12 protein-coding genes are annotated in these 17,434 nt (G+C 71.3%); 3 read left to right on the top strand and 9 right to left on the bottom strand.

Features of this window, described 5'->3' with window-relative positions:
• Positions 1-180 precede the first annotated feature (180 nt).
• Positions 181-489, top strand: coding sequence for a hypothetical protein (locus ACZ67T_RS25865; protein WP_469987262.1), 309 nt, complete (start codon positions 181-183; stop codon positions 487-489).
• A 669-nt stretch (positions 490-1,158) separates the two neighbouring features.
• Here the strand turns inward: ACZ67T_RS25865 and ACZ67T_RS25860 are convergent.
• From ACZ67T_RS25860 to ACZ67T_RS25850, 3 genes are all read right to left on the bottom strand, one after another.
• On the bottom strand, positions 1,159-3,354 hold the full coding sequence (locus tag ACZ67T_RS25860) for an MMPL family transporter (protein WP_469987260.1): 2,196 nt from the start codon (positions 3,352-3,354) through the stop codon (positions 1,159-1,161).
• Between the two features lie 154 nt (positions 3,355-3,508).
• Positions 3,509-4,123 carry a DedA family protein gene (locus ACZ67T_RS25855; RefSeq protein ID WP_469987258.1) on the bottom strand — a complete coding sequence of 205 codons (615 nt, stop codon included), beginning with the start codon at positions 4,121-4,123 and terminating at the stop codon, positions 3,509-3,511.
• Positions 4,124-4,251: 128 nt separating this feature from the next.
• Positions 4,252-6,195, bottom strand: coding sequence for an AMP-dependent synthetase/ligase (locus tag ACZ67T_RS25850; protein WP_469987257.1), 1,944 nt, complete (start codon positions 6,193-6,195; stop codon positions 4,252-4,254).
• Positions 6,196-6,391: 196 nt separating this feature from the next.
• Between ACZ67T_RS25850 and ACZ67T_RS25845 the strand changes: the two genes are divergently transcribed.
• Positions 6,392-6,565 carry a hypothetical protein gene (locus tag ACZ67T_RS25845; protein WP_469987255.1) on the top strand — a complete coding sequence of 58 codons (174 nt, stop codon included), beginning with the start codon at positions 6,392-6,394 and terminating at the stop codon, positions 6,563-6,565.
• 22 nt (positions 6,566-6,587) lie between these two features.
• The gene (locus ACZ67T_RS25840; protein ID WP_469987253.1) at positions 6,588-7,550 is read left to right on the top strand and encodes an aldo/keto reductase; all 963 of its coding nucleotides are present in this window, start codon (positions 6,588-6,590) and stop codon (positions 7,548-7,550) included.
• A 105-nt stretch (positions 7,551-7,655) separates the two neighbouring features.
• Here the strand turns inward: ACZ67T_RS25840 and ACZ67T_RS25835 are convergent, their stop codons facing one another.
• The 6 genes from ACZ67T_RS25835 to ACZ67T_RS25810 form a co-directional block, all read right to left on the bottom strand.
• Positions 7,656-9,410, bottom strand: coding sequence for an ABC transporter ATP-binding protein (locus ACZ67T_RS25835; RefSeq protein ID WP_469987251.1), 1,755 nt, complete (start codon positions 9,408-9,410; stop codon positions 7,656-7,658).
• A 115-nt stretch (positions 9,411-9,525) separates the two neighbouring features.
• The gene (locus ACZ67T_RS25830; RefSeq protein WP_469987249.1) at positions 9,526-9,666 is read right to left on the bottom strand and encodes a hypothetical protein; all 141 of its coding nucleotides are present in this window, start codon (positions 9,664-9,666) and stop codon (positions 9,526-9,528) included.
• Positions 9,667-9,952: 286 nt separating this feature from the next.
• Positions 9,953-11,578, bottom strand: coding sequence for a vWA domain-containing protein (locus ACZ67T_RS25825; RefSeq protein WP_469987248.1), 1,626 nt, complete (start codon positions 11,576-11,578; stop codon positions 9,953-9,955).
• 149 nt (positions 11,579-11,727) lie between these two features.
• The gene (locus tag ACZ67T_RS25820; RefSeq protein WP_469987246.1) at positions 11,728-12,591 is read right to left on the bottom strand and encodes an ABC transporter permease; all 864 of its coding nucleotides are present in this window, start codon (positions 12,589-12,591) and stop codon (positions 11,728-11,730) included.
• Positions 12,588-15,362: an alpha/beta fold hydrolase gene (locus ACZ67T_RS25815; protein WP_469987244.1), complete on the bottom strand. Its 2,775-nt coding sequence runs from the start codon at positions 15,360-15,362 to the stop codon at positions 12,588-12,590. The genes ACZ67T_RS25820 and ACZ67T_RS25815 overlap by 4 nt, the downstream gene beginning before the upstream one ends.
• Before the next feature lie 264 nt (positions 15,363-15,626).
• Positions 15,627-17,045, bottom strand: a complete 1,419-nt coding sequence (locus tag ACZ67T_RS25810) for an APC family permease (protein WP_469987243.1) — start codon at positions 17,043-17,045, stop codon at positions 15,627-15,629.
• Between the last annotated feature and the right edge of the window lie 389 nt (positions 17,046-17,434).

Here is a 17,434-nt window from a genome sequence, read left to right as displayed (position 1 = left end):
AACCGACGAGACCGACCTGCCCACCGAACTCACCGCCTAGCCTCAAAACGAGATCACCGAGTGGCCGTCGATACACCACTCCAGCGGACGTGACCAAGACCCACGACAGGTTGGCGCAAGGGCATAGAAAGGGAGCAACGCGAGCTGGCCTTTGGCACGTTGGATGCGGACTGTGCGTGCATGGCTGAACTGTTCCCGGAGAGTCTGATCACGGCCACAGACAGCGTCCTGGACGCGTTCGAAGCAGATATCTCAGCGCTCCAGGACGCCTCCGACGAGCGCGTCTTCGCTGCGGTTCAGCGTGTTGTCCTGGCCCTGAACGCTGTCAACGCCGAGCACGACGGGGCCGCTTACGAGACGGACGAACGTGAGCAACTGTGCCACTACATCGACGAAGCCCTCGCCGAGCAGGGAATCGATGTCGTTGCTCTGACCACACGACACGGCTTGGGGCGCTACGAACTCACTGACCGGTGGCGCGACTGGTAGTGACGCCGTCGTGTCGAATGCGCGTCGAAGCGAGTTCGCCAGCCAACAGCGTTAGCAGATATAGGCAGTTCAGGCAGTGTCCTCTCCCGCACTGTCCAGGCGCCTTCTAAACGCTTGGCCTCAGGTTCGAGTCCTGCCAGGGGCGCCGCCCTCAGGCCCTACTGCGGTAGGGCCTTTCTTCTGCGCAGGGGACGTACCGGACGCGACGCCAAGAAGCCTCGCCCCCTCCGGAATCGGGACTGGGGAGATCCACGGCCACTTCAAGCCGCCACAGATGTCCCGCATCTGCCAATCGGCGTATCGGACGGACGCGGATCTCAGTCCTCAAGTCGGCCGCACGTACGGGCCCACCCAAATCGCTTCGGGACGAAGACGTCCCGGCCGTTCCCATCGGATACGGGAACGGCCGGGGCATCCGAGGCAGGGCCCGCCCGCTCATCGGTCAGGGCGGACGCCGCGCCCCGGTTGCCTTCGACCTGGAGGTGACGGAGCCGGGGCGCGGCACGGGGGAGGGACCGCCGGACCGGGGTTGCCGGCCGTCCCGGTTCGGGGGCGGACGGGCCGGGCGCCTCCATGCCCGACGCCTCACCTGCCCGCCCCGCGGAGCGCAACGTCACCGCGGCGCCTCCGCGCTCGGCCCCTCACCCGCCCGCCCCGCGGAGCACAACGTCACCCCAGCGCCCCTGAGCGCGATGCCGGTGCGGGCGCCGGCGGGGGCGGCGGGGACGAAGGCTCGCGGAAGCCGTACTTCGACCACCAGCGGGCCAGTGGGGCCGGTGCCCACCAGGCCCACTTGCCCAGGAGTGCCATCGTCGCGGGCACCAGCAGGCCTCGGACGATCGTCGCGTCCACGAGGACCGCGATGACCAGGCCGACCCCGATCATCTTCATGAAGAGGATCGACGAGGCCATGAAGCCGCCGACGACCACGACGAGCAGCAGCGCCGCGCTCGTGATGATCTTGGCTGTGCGCTGGACGCCGAGCGCCACCGATTCGACCGGGTCGCCGTTCACCTCCCACTCCTCGCGGACACGCGAGAGCAGGAACACCTCGTAGTCCATCGCGAGGCCGAACGCGATCGCCACCACCAGGACGGGGAAGTTGGCGTCCACCGCGCCGATCGGCTCGAAGCCGAGGAGCCCCGAGAGGTGGCCGTCCTGGAAGATCCACTTGATCGCTCCGAACGCGGCCAGGAGCGAAAGGAGGTTGAGGATCACCGACTTGAGCGGGAGGAGCAGGGAGCCGAAAGCCATGAAGAGGACCAGGAACGAGACGACCGCCGTGAACAGGGCCATCCACGGGAGACGGTCGCCGATCATGCCGACGATGTCGGTCCGGGACGCCGGCGTACCCGTCAGGAGTGCGTCCGCGCCGGCCGGGGGCGCCGTGGCGCGCAGGTCGTGGACCATGCTCTGCGCGGCGTCGGACATGGCGTCCGGCGTGTAGCGGAGCGTGATGCGCGCGTCGTTGCCCTCGAACGCCGTGGGGGTCGCCGAGGCCACGCCGTCCACGTCGGCCAACTTGGCTGCGTAGGCCGTCACTTCGGCACGGTCCACGGGGCCGGTGGAGCCCTGGACCACGGACGTCATGATCTGTGCGGGGTTGGTGCCGAAGTCCGATGCCAGTGTCTTGCCGACCACCTTCGCGTCCGCGTCGGAGGGCAGCACCCACTCCCCGGGGCGTGCCCAGTTGACGCCCAGGAGCGGTGCGCCCAGTCCTACGAGGACGGCGACGATGGCCACGGAGGAGATCAGCGGCTTCCGCATGACCGCGTGCGCCGTGCGGTACCAGCGGCCTTCGCTCTCCGGCCTGGGGGCGCGGTTCCTGCCGCCCAGCGGGATGCGCCACTTGTCGATGCCGTGCCCGGTGCAGCGGAGGAGGGAGGGGAGGAGCGTGAGGGAGCCGACCACCGCGAACGCGACTACGGCGACCGCCGCGTACCCCATCGAGGAGAGGAAGCGGGAGGGGAAGAGGGTCAGTCCGGCAAACGAGATCGCCACGGCGATGCCGGAGAACGCGACCGTGCGGCCCGCGGTCGCGGTGGTGCGCTCCACGGCCGTGTCGACGTCGGCGCCCGCGTGGAGTTCTTCGCGGAAGCGGTTGACGAGGAAGAGCGCGTAGTCGATCGCCAGGCCGAGGCCGAGGACCGTGATGACGTTGATGACGGTGCTGGAGATCTCCGTGAACATCGTCAGGACGCGGAGCACGACGAAGGAGCCCAGCGCCACGAACGAGCCGACGGCCAGGGGCAGGAGCGCCGCGATCGCGCTGCGGAAGATCAGGACCAGGAGGATCAGCAGGATCGGCACCGAGAGCGTTTCGGCGCGCGCGATGTCCGAGCCGGTGAGGGTGTTGACCTGGTCGGTCATCGCGGCGACGCCGCCGTAGCGGACGGTGACGCCGTCGGCCGCGAAGTCGCCCTTGATCTTCTCCAGTGCCTCGACCTGCTTCTGGTCGTCGTGACTGGTGAACTGGACGGTCGCGTAGGTCTGTCGGCTGTTCTTCGATAAGTAGGCGCTCGGGTTCTGGGTGCCGGGGTGCCAGAACGAGTTCAGGCGGGCGATGCCGGCGCGCGGGACGTCGTCGAGTGCGGCACGGACTGCCGCGCCGAAGGAATCGACCGTGGCGCCCTTGTCCTTCGACTCGTACAGCACGATGAGGTCGTCGGACTCGCGGCCGAGCGAGCCGGCGAGGACCTTGTCGGCCCGGACGGACTCGCTTGCCGGGTCGTCGAAGCCGGCGCCGCCGGTGAACGAGCCGAAGACCCCGGTGCCCCACACGCCGGCGAACAGCGTGAAGGCGGCCGCCGCGATGACGACCCGTTTCCGGCGCCGCGCGGTGAACTTTCCGATAGCGGCAAACACTTCTGTCTCCCTGAATCAATCAGACGGCGTGTGGCAGACGTCCATGGCACGTGACGTCGGCGATGGTCGGCGAAATGCGTTTCGGGCCTCAGCACACGATTTCCGGGACTTCCGGGAAAAGCGCGCGTCCGACATCCGCGTCACGGGGAATGCGCTATTCCCCCTTCGAAACCTCCGCCGCCGGTGCGGCGGCCCTGCGCTGAGCGAGCGCCGCCACGGCGCCGACGGCGACGGACAGGCCGAGGCCTGTCGCGACGGAGTACACGGGATCGTCACTGACCGCCCCGCCGACGTAGCCCACACCCACCGAACAGGCGGCCCAGACGACTTCGGCGAGCGCGGCGCCGACCGCGAACTTGCGGGCCGGGTAGCGCGCCGCGCCGGCCGCGAGCCCGCCGAGGAGGCGCCCGCTGGGCAGGAAGCGGACGCCGACGACGAACGGGATGCCGCCGCGCTGCACCCGCCCCGCGGCCCAGTCGAACAGCTCGCCCCTGCGTCCGCGCCCCACGGCGCCGCCGCGCACCCTGCGGCCGGCGAACCAGCCGAAGCGGTGGATGAGGACGTCGCCGGCGAGCGCGCTGCCGGCCACCGAGAGCAGGACCAGGACGAGGGACATCTCGCCGCGTGCGGCGAGCGTCCCACCGGTGATCAGAAGCACCGCGTTGGGCAGCAGGGGCGGCAGCGTGGTGACCGCGAGGATCGCGTACGCCCAGCAGGCGGCGCCCGACATCCGGGTGGACAGGCTCTGCGCGAGCAGTCCTCGAGGCACGCCGGCCGAAGAAAAGGGGGACCCCAGCCGAAGAAACAGGTAGGACCACACACGTGACTCCGGAGATTCCTCCGGCACCCGCCGAACTCTCCGCGCTCTTCGCCCACGCCCTCCTCCGCGGCGGGCGGTCAGCCTCGGTAGAGGGCCTCGATCTCCCGCTCGTACGCGGCCGCGACCGCATGCCGCTTGATCTTCAGGGAGGGGGTGAGCAGCCCGTTGTCCTCGGTGAACTCGCCTTCCACCAGGGCGAATCTGCGGATCGACTCGGCCCGCGAGACGGCCTCGTTCGCGTAGTCCACGGCCTCCTGCACCGCCGCGATCATCCGCGGATCACGGACGACATCGGCCATCGGGGTGTCGGCGGGCATCTTCCGTACGGACAGCCAGTGCGCGACCGCCTCCGGTTCCAGCGTGATCAGCGCGCCGACGTAGGAGCGGTTGTCGCCCACGACGATGCACTGGCCGACCGGCGGGCGGCTGCGGAGCCGGTCCTCCAGGACGGCCGGCGAGACGTTCTTGCCGCCGGACGTGACGATGATGTCCTTCTTGCGGCCGGTGATGGTGAGGTAGCCGTCCTCGTCGAGGGCCCCCAGGTCACCGGTGGCGAACCAGCCCCCGTCGAGCACGTCCGCCGTCGCCTCGGGGTTGTTCCGGTACGCGCCGAACACGATGCCGCCCTTGATGAGGACCTCCCCGTCGTCGGCGATCCGCACGGCCGTGCCCGGCACCGGGAGGCCGACCGTCCCGGGGCGCGGGGCGAGCGGCGGGGTGATCGTGGCGGCGGCGCTGGTCTCGGTCAGGCCGTACCCCTCGTAGACGAGGATTCCGGCGGCGTAGAAGAAGAGGTTGAGGCGCCGGTCGAGGGGGGAGCCGCCGCTGATCGCGTAACGCAGGCGTCCGCCGAGCTCCTTGCGCACGCGGCGGAAGACCAGCAGGTCGTAGAGGCCGCGGGCGAGGCGGAGACCGAGAGACGGGCCGCCCTTGCCGTCGGGGCCCTTGCCGCGGCTGAGGAAGCGGGCCATGTGGGCCTCGCCGTAGTTCACCGCGATCCGGTCGGCCCGGTCGAACGACGCGCCGCGGCCGAGCTTCTCCGCGGTGGCCCGGCCCGTGTCGTGGATCTTCTCGAAGAGGTACGGCACTCCGACCACGAACGTCGGCCGGAACGAGCGCAGTTGGGGCCGCAGCTCGTCCGGCTTGATGCCGGGGCAGTGGCCCAGTTCGATACGGGCGAGCATGCAGGAGATCTGGATGGTGCGGCCGAGGATGTGCGCCAGGGGCAGGAACAGCAGCGTCGAGGCCGCCTGTCCGGTCACCTCTTTGAAGATGGGGTGCAGCAGCTCCACCGTGTTCGCGGCCTCGGCGTGCAGATTGGCGTGGGTGAGGACGCAGCCCTTCGGCTTCCCGGTGGTCCCTGAGGTGTAGCAGACGGTCGCGACGGTGTCGGGGGTGAGGGCGGCGCGCCGCTTGGTCACCTCCTCGTCGTCCGTCCCCCTTCCCAGGGTGGCGAGTTCGAGCACCGCGCCCGCGTCCAGCTCCCAGCAGCGCGGCTGCTCCTCCTCGGGCAGCGCGGCGAGCGCTGCCCGCGCGGTGGCCGTGTTCTCCGGGGTCTCGGTGATCAGATGGCGCGCACCCGAGTCCCGTACGATCCACTCGATCTGCTCGGCCGACGACGTGGCGTAGACGGGCACGGTCTGCCCGCCGGCCGCCCAGACGGCGAAGTCGAGGACGGTCCACTCGTAGCGCGTACGGGACATCAGGGCGACGCGCCCGCCGGGTTCGAGGCCGCCCGCGATCAGGCCCTTGGCCGCGGCGGTCACCTCACGCGCGAAGGCCGCCGCCGTGACGGGACGCCAGTGTTCGCCCTCCCTGCGTCGCAGGACCACGGCGTCGGGCGCCTCGGCGGCGTTCGTGAAGGGGATGTCGGCGGGCGTGCTCCCGCCGGGGTCCGCGGCGAGGGCGGCCGTGCGCACCTCGCGCACGGTGCCGTGCTCGTCCTTGACGGTCTCGACGGTGGCCCGGTCCGTCAAATCACTGCGCTGCTGTGCCCGTTGAAGATCCTTGCGTACACCCATGACGGCTCCAGGTCGCGGCTGACGTGATCCCTGCGTCTCGCTCGTCCCACGCAGAACTGCAGACTTACCCGGGCGTCAACTTACTCACGCGTAAGGGAAATTCAATGGGTCGGACGCGATCAGCCGACGCAAGCGCCCCGGGGGACGGCCCCGGAGGTCAGGCGTCGCGCGGGGTCCAGACCTCGCCGTCGAGGACGTGCCGCGTCCCCACCCGCACCAGACGCGCACGGCGACGTCGATCATCTGCTGCTCACGCTCGCGACGCGGGACACGGCGCCGGCGTCCGGCGGTGACGCCCGAGCACGCGGAGATCGTGAAGGGCCCGCTCGCCGCGGGCCTCAACCGCTACTTCGACATCCCCAAGACGTGAGTCCGCGGCCTACGCTGCGCGTGTGACTACACCACCGCACGCGCACACCGACCAGGACCGGCTGATCTACGGATGCATGGGACTGGGCGGGAGTTGGGATTCCGCGCCCTTCCGGCCCTCCGACATCGACGCCGCCGAGGCCGCCGTACAGGCGGCCCTGGACAGCGGCATCACCGCGTTCGACCACGCCGACATCTACCGCGACGGCAAGGCCGAGGCCGTGTTCGGCGAGGTGCTCGCCCGGACGCCCGGGCTGCGCGAGCGCATCACCGTACAGACGAAGTGCGGGATCCGTCTCGCCGACGGCGACCGTCCGGGGGTGTACGACCTGCGCGGCGCCCGCATCGTGCGGTGTGTCGAGGAGAGCCTGACCCGGCTGCGGACCGACCACGTCGATGTCCTGCTGCTGCACCGCCCCGACCCGCTGGCGGACCCGGGCGATGTCGCCAAGGCCCTCACCTCGCTCCAGGAGCAGGGCCTCGTACGGAGTTTCGGCGTCTCCAACATGAGTGCCCATCAGATCGCGCACCTCCAGTCCCATCTGGACTTCCCGCTCGTCGCCAACCAGCTGGAGATGAGCCTCAAGAGCCGGGACTGGGTGGAGGCGGGGGTGCTGGTCAACACGCCCGGGGCCGCCTCGAACGGCTTCCCGCTCGGCACCCTGGAACACTGCGCCGAGCACGGGATCCGCCTCCAGGCGTGGGGCCCGCTCGCCCAGGGCAGTTACACGGGCCGCGAGGCGACGCCCGCCGAGTACTCCACGGCACGACTGGTCGCCGACCTCGCCGAGAAGAAGAACACCACCCCGGAGACGATCATCCTCTGGTGGCTCCAGCACCACCCGTCCCGCATCGCCCCGGTCATCGGCACCACGAACCCGACCCGCATCCGGGCCTGCGCCGACGCCGCCCGCCGCGCCCCCGAACTCACCCACGAGGAGTGGTACGAGCTGTGGGTGACGGCCCGGGGGGCGGCACTCCCCTAGGTCCTGCCTTCGCCTTCCCGTCGTCCGCCCGGACGGCGGGCCCGCAGGGTCTGGTGCGTGCCAGACCCTGCGGGACAGGCGGGAAGGTGAGGACAGGCCCCAGCACTAGGCGCTGCGCAGCCGCGCGTACGCCCCGCCCTGGGCGAGGAGTTCCCTGTGCGTACCGCACTCCACGAGACGGCCGCCCTCCACGACGAGAATGCGGTCCGCGTCCGGCGCCAGCGCCAGATCGTGGGTGATCACGATGGTCGTGCGGCCCGCCATCAGCCGGCGCAGCGGCGACACCACGCGCCGTGCGGCCAGCGCGTCGAGTCCGGCGGTCGGCTCGTCGAGAACGAGGACGGGGGCGCCGCGCAGCATGGCACGGGCGATCGCGATGCGCTGCAGCTGACCGCCGGAGAGGGCGGCGGTGCCCGGGGCGATCCGGGTGTCGTAGCCCTCGGGCAGGTCGGTGATGAACTCGTGGGCCGCCGCGTCCAGTGCGGCCTGCCGGATCTCCCGCTCGCCGGCGCCCGGGAGGCCGCAGGCGATGTTCTCGCGGATGGTGCCGTGCAGGATCAGGGTCTCCTGGGGCAGCAGGGCCACGTTCTCCCGGAGGAACTCCAGCGGTACGTCGGTGAGCGGCACCCCGTCGAGGCGTACGGTCCCCGCCGTCGGGTCGTAGAAGCGCAGCAGCAGCTTGGAGAGGGTCGACTTGCCTGCTCCGCTTTCCCCTGTGATCAGGACGAGTTCGCCGGGCTCGGCGGTCAGTGACACGTCTGTCAGCGATTCCGCGGGAGCGTCCGGGTAGCGGAAGGTGACGCCCTCGAGACTGATGCGGCCGCGCACGGGCCAGGCGGGCCGGGGTGAGACGGGGTCGCTCACGGCGGGTTCCGCGTCCAGCACCTCCTGGATCCGTTCCGCTCCGGCCGTGGCGGCGGTGAGCGTGAGGCCCAGCTGCCCGAGGTTGCGGATCGGCGGATAGAGGTAGCCGATGAAGGCCGCGAAGGCGAGCAGATCGCCGAGCGTCATACGGCCCGCGGCGATCTCCCAGGCGCCGCATCCGATGACGGCCAGCACGCACAGCGTCTCGACGACCTCGACGACCTGCTCGTACAGCTCGCTCGCGCGGGCGCCGCGCACGGAGGCGCGCAGCCACGCACGGGCCTCCCGGTCGAGCCGGCGTTCCTCGTCCCTGCGCAGGTTGTAGGCCTGGGTGAGGACGACATTGCCGAGGGACTCCTCGACGACCGAGGTGATGGCGCCGTCGGCGATGCGCTCGTCACGGGCCGCGGACTTGATGCGGCCGGCGAAGCGGCGGGCGGCGAGGAGGAAGAGAGGGGCTAGCAGGAACGTGACGAGGGCGAGGTCCCAGCGGAGCCAGAGGGCGGCGGCCGCGTAGAAGACGGTGGAGAACAACGCGGAGACGGTGCCGACCACGCCGGACACCACCATCTGTTCGATGGCCTCGACATCACCGGTGAGCCGCTCGACGAGGTCACCCTGCCGGTGCTTCTGGAAGAAGTGCGGGGGCAGCCCCTGCACGTGGCGGAACACGCCGGCGCGCAGCCGCAGGACGAACCGCTCCGCGGTCCATACGGCGAGCGAGTTTCCGGCATACCCGACCGCGGCGCCGAGCACGGCAACACCGAGCCACTGCGCGGCGGGCACCCAGAATGCGGAGAGCGATCCCGCGGCCAGCGCATGGTCGGTGAGATGCGCGAAAATCAGGATCGAGGCCGTCTCGGCAAGCGCGGCGACCACGACGCAGACAATGATCAGGACCAGCCATCCGCGGTCACCACGCGTCAACGGCCAGAAACGCCGGAACGCCTGACTAGCACCCGTGCTTTTCTGCTCCACCGACTCCACCCTCTCCACCGACTCCCCCGGTCCATCCGACTCCTCCGACTTTTTCAACTCTCTCCGCCCCAACCGGGAACACGGCCGAGGCGGGCCCCCGGCACACGCCGGGGGCCCGCCTCGATGGCACGGTTCAGCAGTCCTTGCCGGCCTTGTTGCCGACCGGACGGCGGCGGGGCTGCCGCTTCGGCTTGGGCGCGGCGTGGTGTGCGGCGGCCGGCTTCGGGCCGGGCTTGCGGGTCTTCTTGACGGGGGCGACCTTGTGGAAGCTCATGAGGGTTGTCCCTTTCTCGGTGACGCTTTTCCGTTTGCCGTAAGCCCTGTTCGGCTTCGACACGGAAAACATTACGCGGACCCCGACCCCCGGAATGACCAAATTGGATGAGAACTCGATCAGTTACGTCTGAGGCCGATTCTCATCATCCTTCAGGAACAGAGCAGCCATTCACACAGAATTTACGCCGCCCCATTCGGCGGCCAATGACTCCGTCTCGATATTCACCCAGAACTTACAGGGCGAAATGACAGCTTCTTTGATCTGCAGGAGAATCACCGGAGAATCAGCTCCGCAGTTCGTCGGCCCTGCGTATCGCTTCCGCGAGCTGCCGCACGTCCTTGTCCTCCATCACGCGGGCCAACGTGTCGGCGTGTGACGCCAGTTGAGGCAGCGTGGGGGCTCCCGGGAGTGCGCCCTGGCGCAGGGAGTCGGCGAAATAGGCTGCCGTGGCCGTGAGCTGCAGGCCGGGGCTGGAGCGCCAGACGTCCGTGTCCAGTGCGGAGGCCTCGATCTGGGCCGTCTCCTCGTGCGGGGCCCGCGTGTCGGGGTCCAGCCAGCGCACGCCCGCCGTGGCGACGTGGCCGCTCGCGCCCGGGCGCAGCCGTACCGCGTACAGCGCCGTCACGGTGTGGCCGGGGCCGACCTCGCCGCCGTCCACGCGGTCGTTGCGGTAGTCGTCGTCGGCGACCTGGCGGTCGTCGTAGCCGATGAGGCGGAACCTCTGCACGGTCCCCGGGTCGAAGGCGACCTGCGCCTTGGCCTCGCGGGCGCGCAGCTCGATGTTCTGCGGCAGCTGGTCGCAGAAGACCTTCCGGGCCTCCTCGGGCGTGGAGACGTAGGTCGTGTGGCCGTCGCCCTTGTCGGCGAGGCGCTCCATCAGGGCGTCGCCGTACTCGCTGCCGACGCCTACGCCGAACAGCGTGATGCCGTGCTCGCGGCGGGCGTCGGAAATGCGGTCGAGGATCGCGTCGGCATCGGTTTCACCGGTGTTGGCGAGTGCGTCGGAGAGCAGGACGACGCGGTTGGTCGCGCCGGGCCGCGCGCCCTCGACCGCGGTGTCGTACCCCGTGCGTACGCCCGCCTCGAGGTTCGTGGAGGACCTCGGCTGCAGGCTGTCGATCGCGTCGTGGACCCGTCCCCGGCCGCCACCGACGCGCGTCATCGGCAGCACGGTCTCGGCCGTGTCACTGAAGGCGACGAGGGCGAGGGAGTCGTCGGAGCGCAGCTGGTCGGTCATGACGTCGAGGGACTGCCTGACCAGGTCGAGCCTGCCGGGCTCGGCCATGGAGCCGGAGACGTCGATGACGAAGGTGAGCGCGGCGGGCGGGCGCTGCGACGCCGGGGCCGCCGGGCCGGTGGCGAGGCCGACCCGGAGGAAGGACCAGCCCTCTTCGCCGGCGCGGGCTCCGTCGGCCGTGACCGAGAAGCCGTTGCCCTCGGGGCGCGGGTAGTTCTGGCGGAAGCTGTTGATGAACTCCTCGGGCCGCACGGTCTTCGGGTCGGGCAGGCGCCCGTCGGCGAGTGTGCGGCGGGCGTAGCCGTACGACGCGGTGTCGACGTCGAGGGCGAACGTGGAGAGGTAGTCCGCGGGCGTCGGGGACGGGGTCGGCGCGATGTCGCGCTGCTCGCCGTCGGCCTCGGTGCCCGGCGCGGGCGTCGCCGGTGCGGACGGGCGGGCCGGGGCGGGCGCGGGCAGCGGGCCCGAGCCCCGCGCCTTGCCGCGGTCCGCCGAGGAACCGTCACTCGCGCCGCCGCACCCGGTGGCGAGGAGCCCGCCCACGAGCGCCGCCGCGATCAGCCCGGCCGCCCGCGCCCTCCCCCGGCCCCGCGTCCGTGGGCGCCTTCGCGCCCGCGCCGATGCCCGCGTCCGCTCGCGGTCCTCTGCCCGGTACTCGCTGTCAGGCCTCATGCGTGCCCCCTCGGTTCGCCGATCGTGCGTCAGCACTTGTGAATGTGACGTCCGAGACGGCCGGAACGAGCAGTCGGAGGCGTTGCGGATGAATCTCGATGCGGCTACGGAGGGGGCCCGCCGAGGCCGGAAGGCAATCGTCCGGAGACCTACGAGACGATGTCCTTGCGCCGGAAACCCCTGAAGGCCAGGGCGAACAGGATGACGGCGTACGTTACCGAGACGGCCGCCCCCTGGATCATCCCGCCCCACTCCGGGCGCGGCTGGATGGCGTCCGCCCACGCGAACTGCCAGTGTGCGGGCAGGAAGTCGCGCCAGTCGCCGAGTGCCGTCACCGCGTCGAGCACATTGCCCACGATGGTGAGCCCGACCGCGCCGCCGACCGCGCCGAGCGGCGCGTCCGTCTTCGTCGACAGCCAGAACGCGAGCCCCGCGGTGACCAGTTGGGACACGAAGATGTACGCGATCACGACGAGCAGCCGCTGCGCCGCGGTGCCCGCGGAGAGCGCACCGCCGGTCGGGATCTCCAGCGGGCCCCAGCCGTACGCGGCCGTACCGACCGCGAGCGCGACGACGGGGAGCAGGATCATCGCGGCGAGGCTGAGGGCGAGCGCGACGGTGAGCTTGCTCCACAGGAGGCGGGCGCGGGGCACGGGCGCCGCGAGGAGGTAGCGCAGGCTGGACCAGCCGGCCTCGGAGGCGACCGTGTCGCCGCAGAACAGCGCCACGGGGATCACGAGCAGGAACCCGGCCGAGACGAACAGGCAGGTCGCGGCGAAGTTGGCGCCGGACGCGGTGGCCGTGTCCATCAGCGTCACCTGGCCGTTGCGCGCGCCCGGGTCACCGCCGATGGCGAAGGCGACGACCAGGACGAACGGCAGCAGGGCGAGGACGGCGCCCATGACGAGCGTGCGGCGCCGCTTCAGCTGGCGTACGGCCTCGACCCGCAGGGGCAGGGTGCGGCGCGCCCGGTATCCGGGCGCCACCTCGGTGGACTCGACGAGCGCGGTCATCCGGCTTCGCCTCCGATCAGGGTCAGGAACGCGTCTTCGAGGCGGCGGTGCGGGCCGAGGGACGCGACCGGCACGTCCAGACGGACCAGTTCGGCGACGAGTCCGGCGGCGGCCGTCTCCCGGTCGGCGGAGGGTGGCACGAGGGCCGCGGACCGGGCCGGACCGTCGGATGCCGCCGTCGCGGTCGCCGTGGCAGCCGCCGGAACCGTCGCCGGGACGCCCGCGTGCGCGGGGGCCGCGAGCCGTACGAGGAGTCCGCCGTCCGCGCGGACCGCCGACTCCACGTCGGGCAGCGCCTCCACCTTCTCCACCAGCGCGTCGGAGATGTCCGCCGCGAGGCCGACCAGGAGGGTGTCGCCGGCGCCGATGATGTCGGCGACCGGGCCCGCCTGCACGAGGCGCCCGCGGTCCATCACGACCAGGTGCGTACAGGTCTGCTCGACCTCGGCGAGCAGATGGCTGGAGACGATGACGGTGCGGCCCGCCGCCGCGTACCGGATCATCACCTCGCGCATCTCGCGGATCTGGGGCGGGTCGAGGCCGTTCGTCGGCTCGTCGAGGATGAAAAGGTCCGGCAGGCCCAGCATGGCCTGTGCGATGGCGAGCCGCTGGCGCATGCCCTGCGAGTAGGTGCGCACCGCTCGGGCGAGGGCGTCGCCGAGCCCGGCGATCTCCAGCGCCTCGTCCAGGTGGGCGTCCTCGGCGGGGCGGCCCGTGGCTGCCCAGTACAGCTCCAGGTTCTCGCGGCCGGACAGGTGCGGCAGGAAGCCCGCGCCCTCGACGAACGCGCCGACCCGCGACAGGACGGGCGCGCCCGGCCTGATGGCGTGCCCGAAGACGCGGATCTCGCCGCCGTCGGGCCTGATGAGGCCCATGAGCATGCGCAGGGTCGTGGTCTTGCCCGCGCCGTTCGGCCCGAGGAGGCCGAGGACCTGGCCCTTCTCCACGCGGAAGGACAGGTCACGGACGGCGTACCGGTCGGCGGACTTCGCGTACTTCTTGCTCAGGTCGGTGATCTGGAGCGGGACTTCGGCGAGGTCCGGGTCGGGGGCTCCCGCGCCCGCGCGGCGGCGGCCGGTGAACAGCAGGGCGAGCGCCGCCAGGACGCCGGCGAGGGGCAGCCACCACACCCAGGCGGGCAGCGGCGCTGCGGCCGTCCGCACGGCGGGGGCGGTGGGCACGGACAGGTCGCTCTTGAGGGAGACGGTGTACGTGGCGGGGTGCGTCGGGGACGCGTAGCCGAGGTCCGTGGAGGACAGGACGAGGCGCAGCCGGTGGCCCTTCTGCACTTCGTGGTCGACGGCGGGGAGCGTGAGGGTGACGTCCTTGCCGCCGTCGGCTCCGGAGCCCACCACCCTTACAGGTGAGGCGAGTTGGGAGGGCAGCACGGGCTGGGAACCGCCGCCCGGCCCGACGTCGTACACCTTGCCGAACAGGACCGCGTCGTCGCTGTCGGAGGCGACGTGCACCGTCACCTTCGGGGACCCGGTGATGCGCAGGTCGTCGCGCAGGGGCGCCGAGTCGAAGCGGGCGAACTGCCCGGGGAAGTCGAGGGAGAGGCCGACGCCGAGGGAGGACAGCCGGCCGAGTCCACCGCCTCCACCGCCTCCGAGCCCCGGCAGGTTGGAGATGGCGGGCGGGCTCGCGCCGGCGGGATTGGTGACGCGCTGCTCGCGCCCGGTCAGGGGCACGCGCCGGGGGTCGTTCCCGAGGCCCGGGTACGTGTCGCCGCTCGCGCCGCGCAACTGGGCGGCGCCGTCGGTGGAGTGGATCCCTCCGGTGCGGGTGACGCGGAAGGCGGGGCCGGTGTCGGCGCCCTTGTCGTCCTTCAGATAGCGGTCGAACCAGGAGTCGACACGGGCTTCGACGCGCCCGGTCTCCCGGTCTCCGCCGTCGTGCCCGCCCGCGATCCAGTCGACGTCGACGGGGGCGCCGTTGGCCCGGATCGCCCTGGCCGCGGCGTCGGCCTGGCCGAGCGGGAACAGGGAGTCGGTCTGGCCCTGCATCAGGAGCGTGGGCACCTTGATGCGCTTGCCGACGGCGACCGGCGAGCGCTCTTCGAGGAGTGCGCGGGCCGCGGCGTCCGGCTTGCCGGCCTCGGCGACCCGCTCGTACATGCGGCACAGCTGCGGCTCGAACCGCTCGCAGCCGCCGCCGGTGTTGATGAAGAGCCCGGCCCAGAGCTTCTTGTAGACGCCTTGGGGGAACAGCGCGTCGGCGAGGTTCCAGTACGTGATCTGCGGGGCGATGGCGTCGACCCGGTCGTCGTATCCGGCGGCGAGCAGGGAGACCGCGCCGCCGTACGAGGCGCCGGTGACGCCGACGCGCGGGTCGCCCTTCTTGTCGAGCCGGACCTCGGGCCGCTTCGCCAGCCAGTCGATGAGCCTGGACGCGTCGGCGACCTCGCCCTTCGGGTCGTTGAGCCCGATCTTGCCGGTGGAGCGGCCGAAGCCGCGCGCCGACCAGGTCAGCACGGCGTATCCGTCGCGGGCGAGGTCCTCGGCCTGGGCGCGCAGCTCGTCCTTGCTGGCGCCGAAGCCGTGGGCGAGCAGGACGGCGGGGCGGCGCTCGGAGCCGGGCGTCGTGAAGTACGACGTGTCGATCCTTGCTCCGCCCGTGTCCATCACCGTGTCGCGGCGCTGCACGGGAGGCGCGTCGTCCGAGGAGGCCGCGGCCGTCCACGTACCGGCGCCCGCGAGCACCACGACGGCAGCGGCGGTGGCCGCCCACCGCCGCTGCCTGGCCCGCGGACCGGTCAGTCGTAGATCCATGCGTCAACGGTACGGGCGACCGCCGACAACGGGAGCAGCCCCCGGTCTGAACCGCCGGACCTCCCTGGGGAGTAGGGTCCCGCCCCCGCGTACACCGCTCGTGGTACGAAGCGTCGTGCAGAAATCCGGCATCCGCCGTGCGCGCGCCGTCGACGAACTGACCGCTGCCGGACCCCTGTTCGACGGCCCGGCGGCCCTGCCGGGGGTACCCCTACACCCTTTGGGCAGCGGGGGCGGTCGGCCCGATTCCCTTTCCGGTGACGCTCAGGCCTGCGCGTCCTCGGGGATCGACACCAGCCAGCGGGTGTCCTTGCGCGGCCGCAGGTAGAACGCCCAGTAGAGGGTGGCTACGGCGGTGATGCCGCCGGTCCACAGCAGGTAGGAGACCTCCTGCTGGCTGAGGATGTAGGCGAGTACGGCGATCAGGACCACCGGCACCGCGGGCCACAGCGGCATGCGCCAGGCCGGCTGGTCGCGGTGGGAGCCGCGGCGGGCGAGCAGCGCGGCGACGGCGACCAGGAGGTACATGCCGGTGACGGAGACGCCGGTCACGCCGTACAGGGTGTCGAGGTTGACGAAGCACAGGGCCGCGCCGGGCACGCCCACGACGAGGGTCGAGACCCACGGGGAGCCGAAGCGGCCGAGCTTGGAGAGCGCGTTGTTGACCGGCTCGGGCCAGGACTTGTCGCGGGCGGAGGCGAACAGGACGCGGGAGTTCTGGATGACCATGACGATGCCCGCGTTGATGATCGCGAGGGCGACGCAGAGGCTGACGAACGTGCCGACGGCGGAGTTGGACCAGGCCTCGACCATGCCGCTGATGTCGCCGCTGCTGAGGGCGGCGAGGTCGGGGGCACCCATGGTGATGGCGACGACCGGCACCAGGATGACCACGGTGGAGATGGCGAGGGTCAGCAGTACGGTGCGGGCCACGTTGCGGCGCGGGTTCTCCAGCTCCTCGGAGAGGTACACCGCGGTCGAGAAGCCCTGGGTGATGAAGAGGGCGATGGCGAGGCCGGAGATGATCAGCATCGCGGTGACGGTGTCGGTGTGGCCGCCCGCCCCGGTGACGTGCAGGTCGACGAGGGATCCGGCGCCGCGCTCGGAGTGCGAGAAGCCGAGGACGGCGACGACTCCGGCGGCGATGACCTCGAGGACGAGGAAGATGCCGGTGATCCAGGCGTTGGCGCGCAGGTCGAGCAGGCCCGCGAGGGTGGCGAGGAGCATGACGCCCGCTCCGGCGCCGGCGGCGGGCAGGTGCACGAGCGGGGCGAGGTAGTCCGCGGTGCCCATCGCGATGACGGGCGGCACGATCATGACCACGAGCAGCGAGAGCACGAAGACGAGCCAGCCGGCGAGGCGGCCCGCGAGCGTCGACACCATGGCGTACTCGCCGCCCGCGCTGGGGATGAGGGTGCCCAGCTCCGAGTAGCAGAACGCGACGGCTATGCAGAGCAGCGAGCCGATCCCGATGGTGAGCGCGGTGGCGGTGCCGAGCGAGGAGAACAGGTCGGGGACGACCACGAAGAGCGTGGAGGCGGGCGTCACGCACGAGAGCGTGAGCAGGGTGCCGCCGACGACGCCGATGGAACGCTTGAGCTTCTGGGGACTGGCCGTGTTGCCGAGGGGCGCGAGGGGCTCCTCGGTGACGGTCGTGGGGCTTGTGCGAAGCGTGTCGGACATGGGGGAGCGGTTCCGATCGACTCGTGGTGCAGATGTTTCTGATACTCGGGCCGGGAGCGCTATCGCCTCCGAAGGGCTGTCGCGATGGGGGGTTGTTCGTCCGCTCCCGGCGCGTCATTGCACCGTGCGAAATCCGGAACGTCAACGGCCGTTCAGCTGCGGATTTCGCACCGGACACATGCTCTAACTGCGGCCACTTCCAAGACGGTTCGCCGCAGCAAGTGCATTCCATCAGGCGTCCCGGATTAATGACCTTGCTTTCCCAGGTGAACAGGTGATGTCGACTGGGACACCCGATACATCCCCTACGTACGGGAACCGCAGCCCCCGCTCCGAAGTCCGTCGGAATTTGTCCGCACTCCGGACACTCTCCCGGCGCCCCGGGCACC

This window comes from Streptomyces sp. NPDC107517, from assembly GCF_055582645.1.
This window is presented reverse-complemented; position numbering and strand designations above follow the sequence as displayed.

Coding starts and splice junctions, on each gene's coding strand:
- ACZ67T_RS25825 (WP_469987248.1), bottom strand. CDS start 11,578: ATGAGGCCTGACAGCGAGTACCGGGCAGAGGACCGCGAGCGGACGCGG.
- ACZ67T_RS25830 (WP_469987249.1), bottom strand. CDS start 9,666: ATGAGCTTCCACAAGGTCGCCCCCGTCAAGAAGACCCGCAAGCCCGGC.
- ACZ67T_RS25820 (WP_469987246.1), bottom strand. CDS start 12,591: ATGACCGCGCTCGTCGAGTCCACCGAGGTGGCGCCCGGATACCGGGCG.
- ACZ67T_RS25815 (WP_469987244.1), bottom strand. CDS start 15,362: ATGGATCTACGACTGACCGGTCCGCGGGCCAGGCAGCGGCGGTGGGCG.
- ACZ67T_RS25865 (WP_469987262.1), top strand. CDS start 181: ATGGCTGAACTGTTCCCGGAGAGTCTGATCACGGCCACAGACAGCGTC.
- ACZ67T_RS25850 (WP_469987257.1), bottom strand. CDS start 6,195: ATGGGTGTACGCAAGGATCTTCAACGGGCACAGCAGCGCAGTGATTTG.
- ACZ67T_RS25810 (WP_469987243.1), bottom strand. CDS start 17,045: ATGTCCGACACGCTTCGCACAAGCCCCACGACCGTCACCGAGGAGCCC.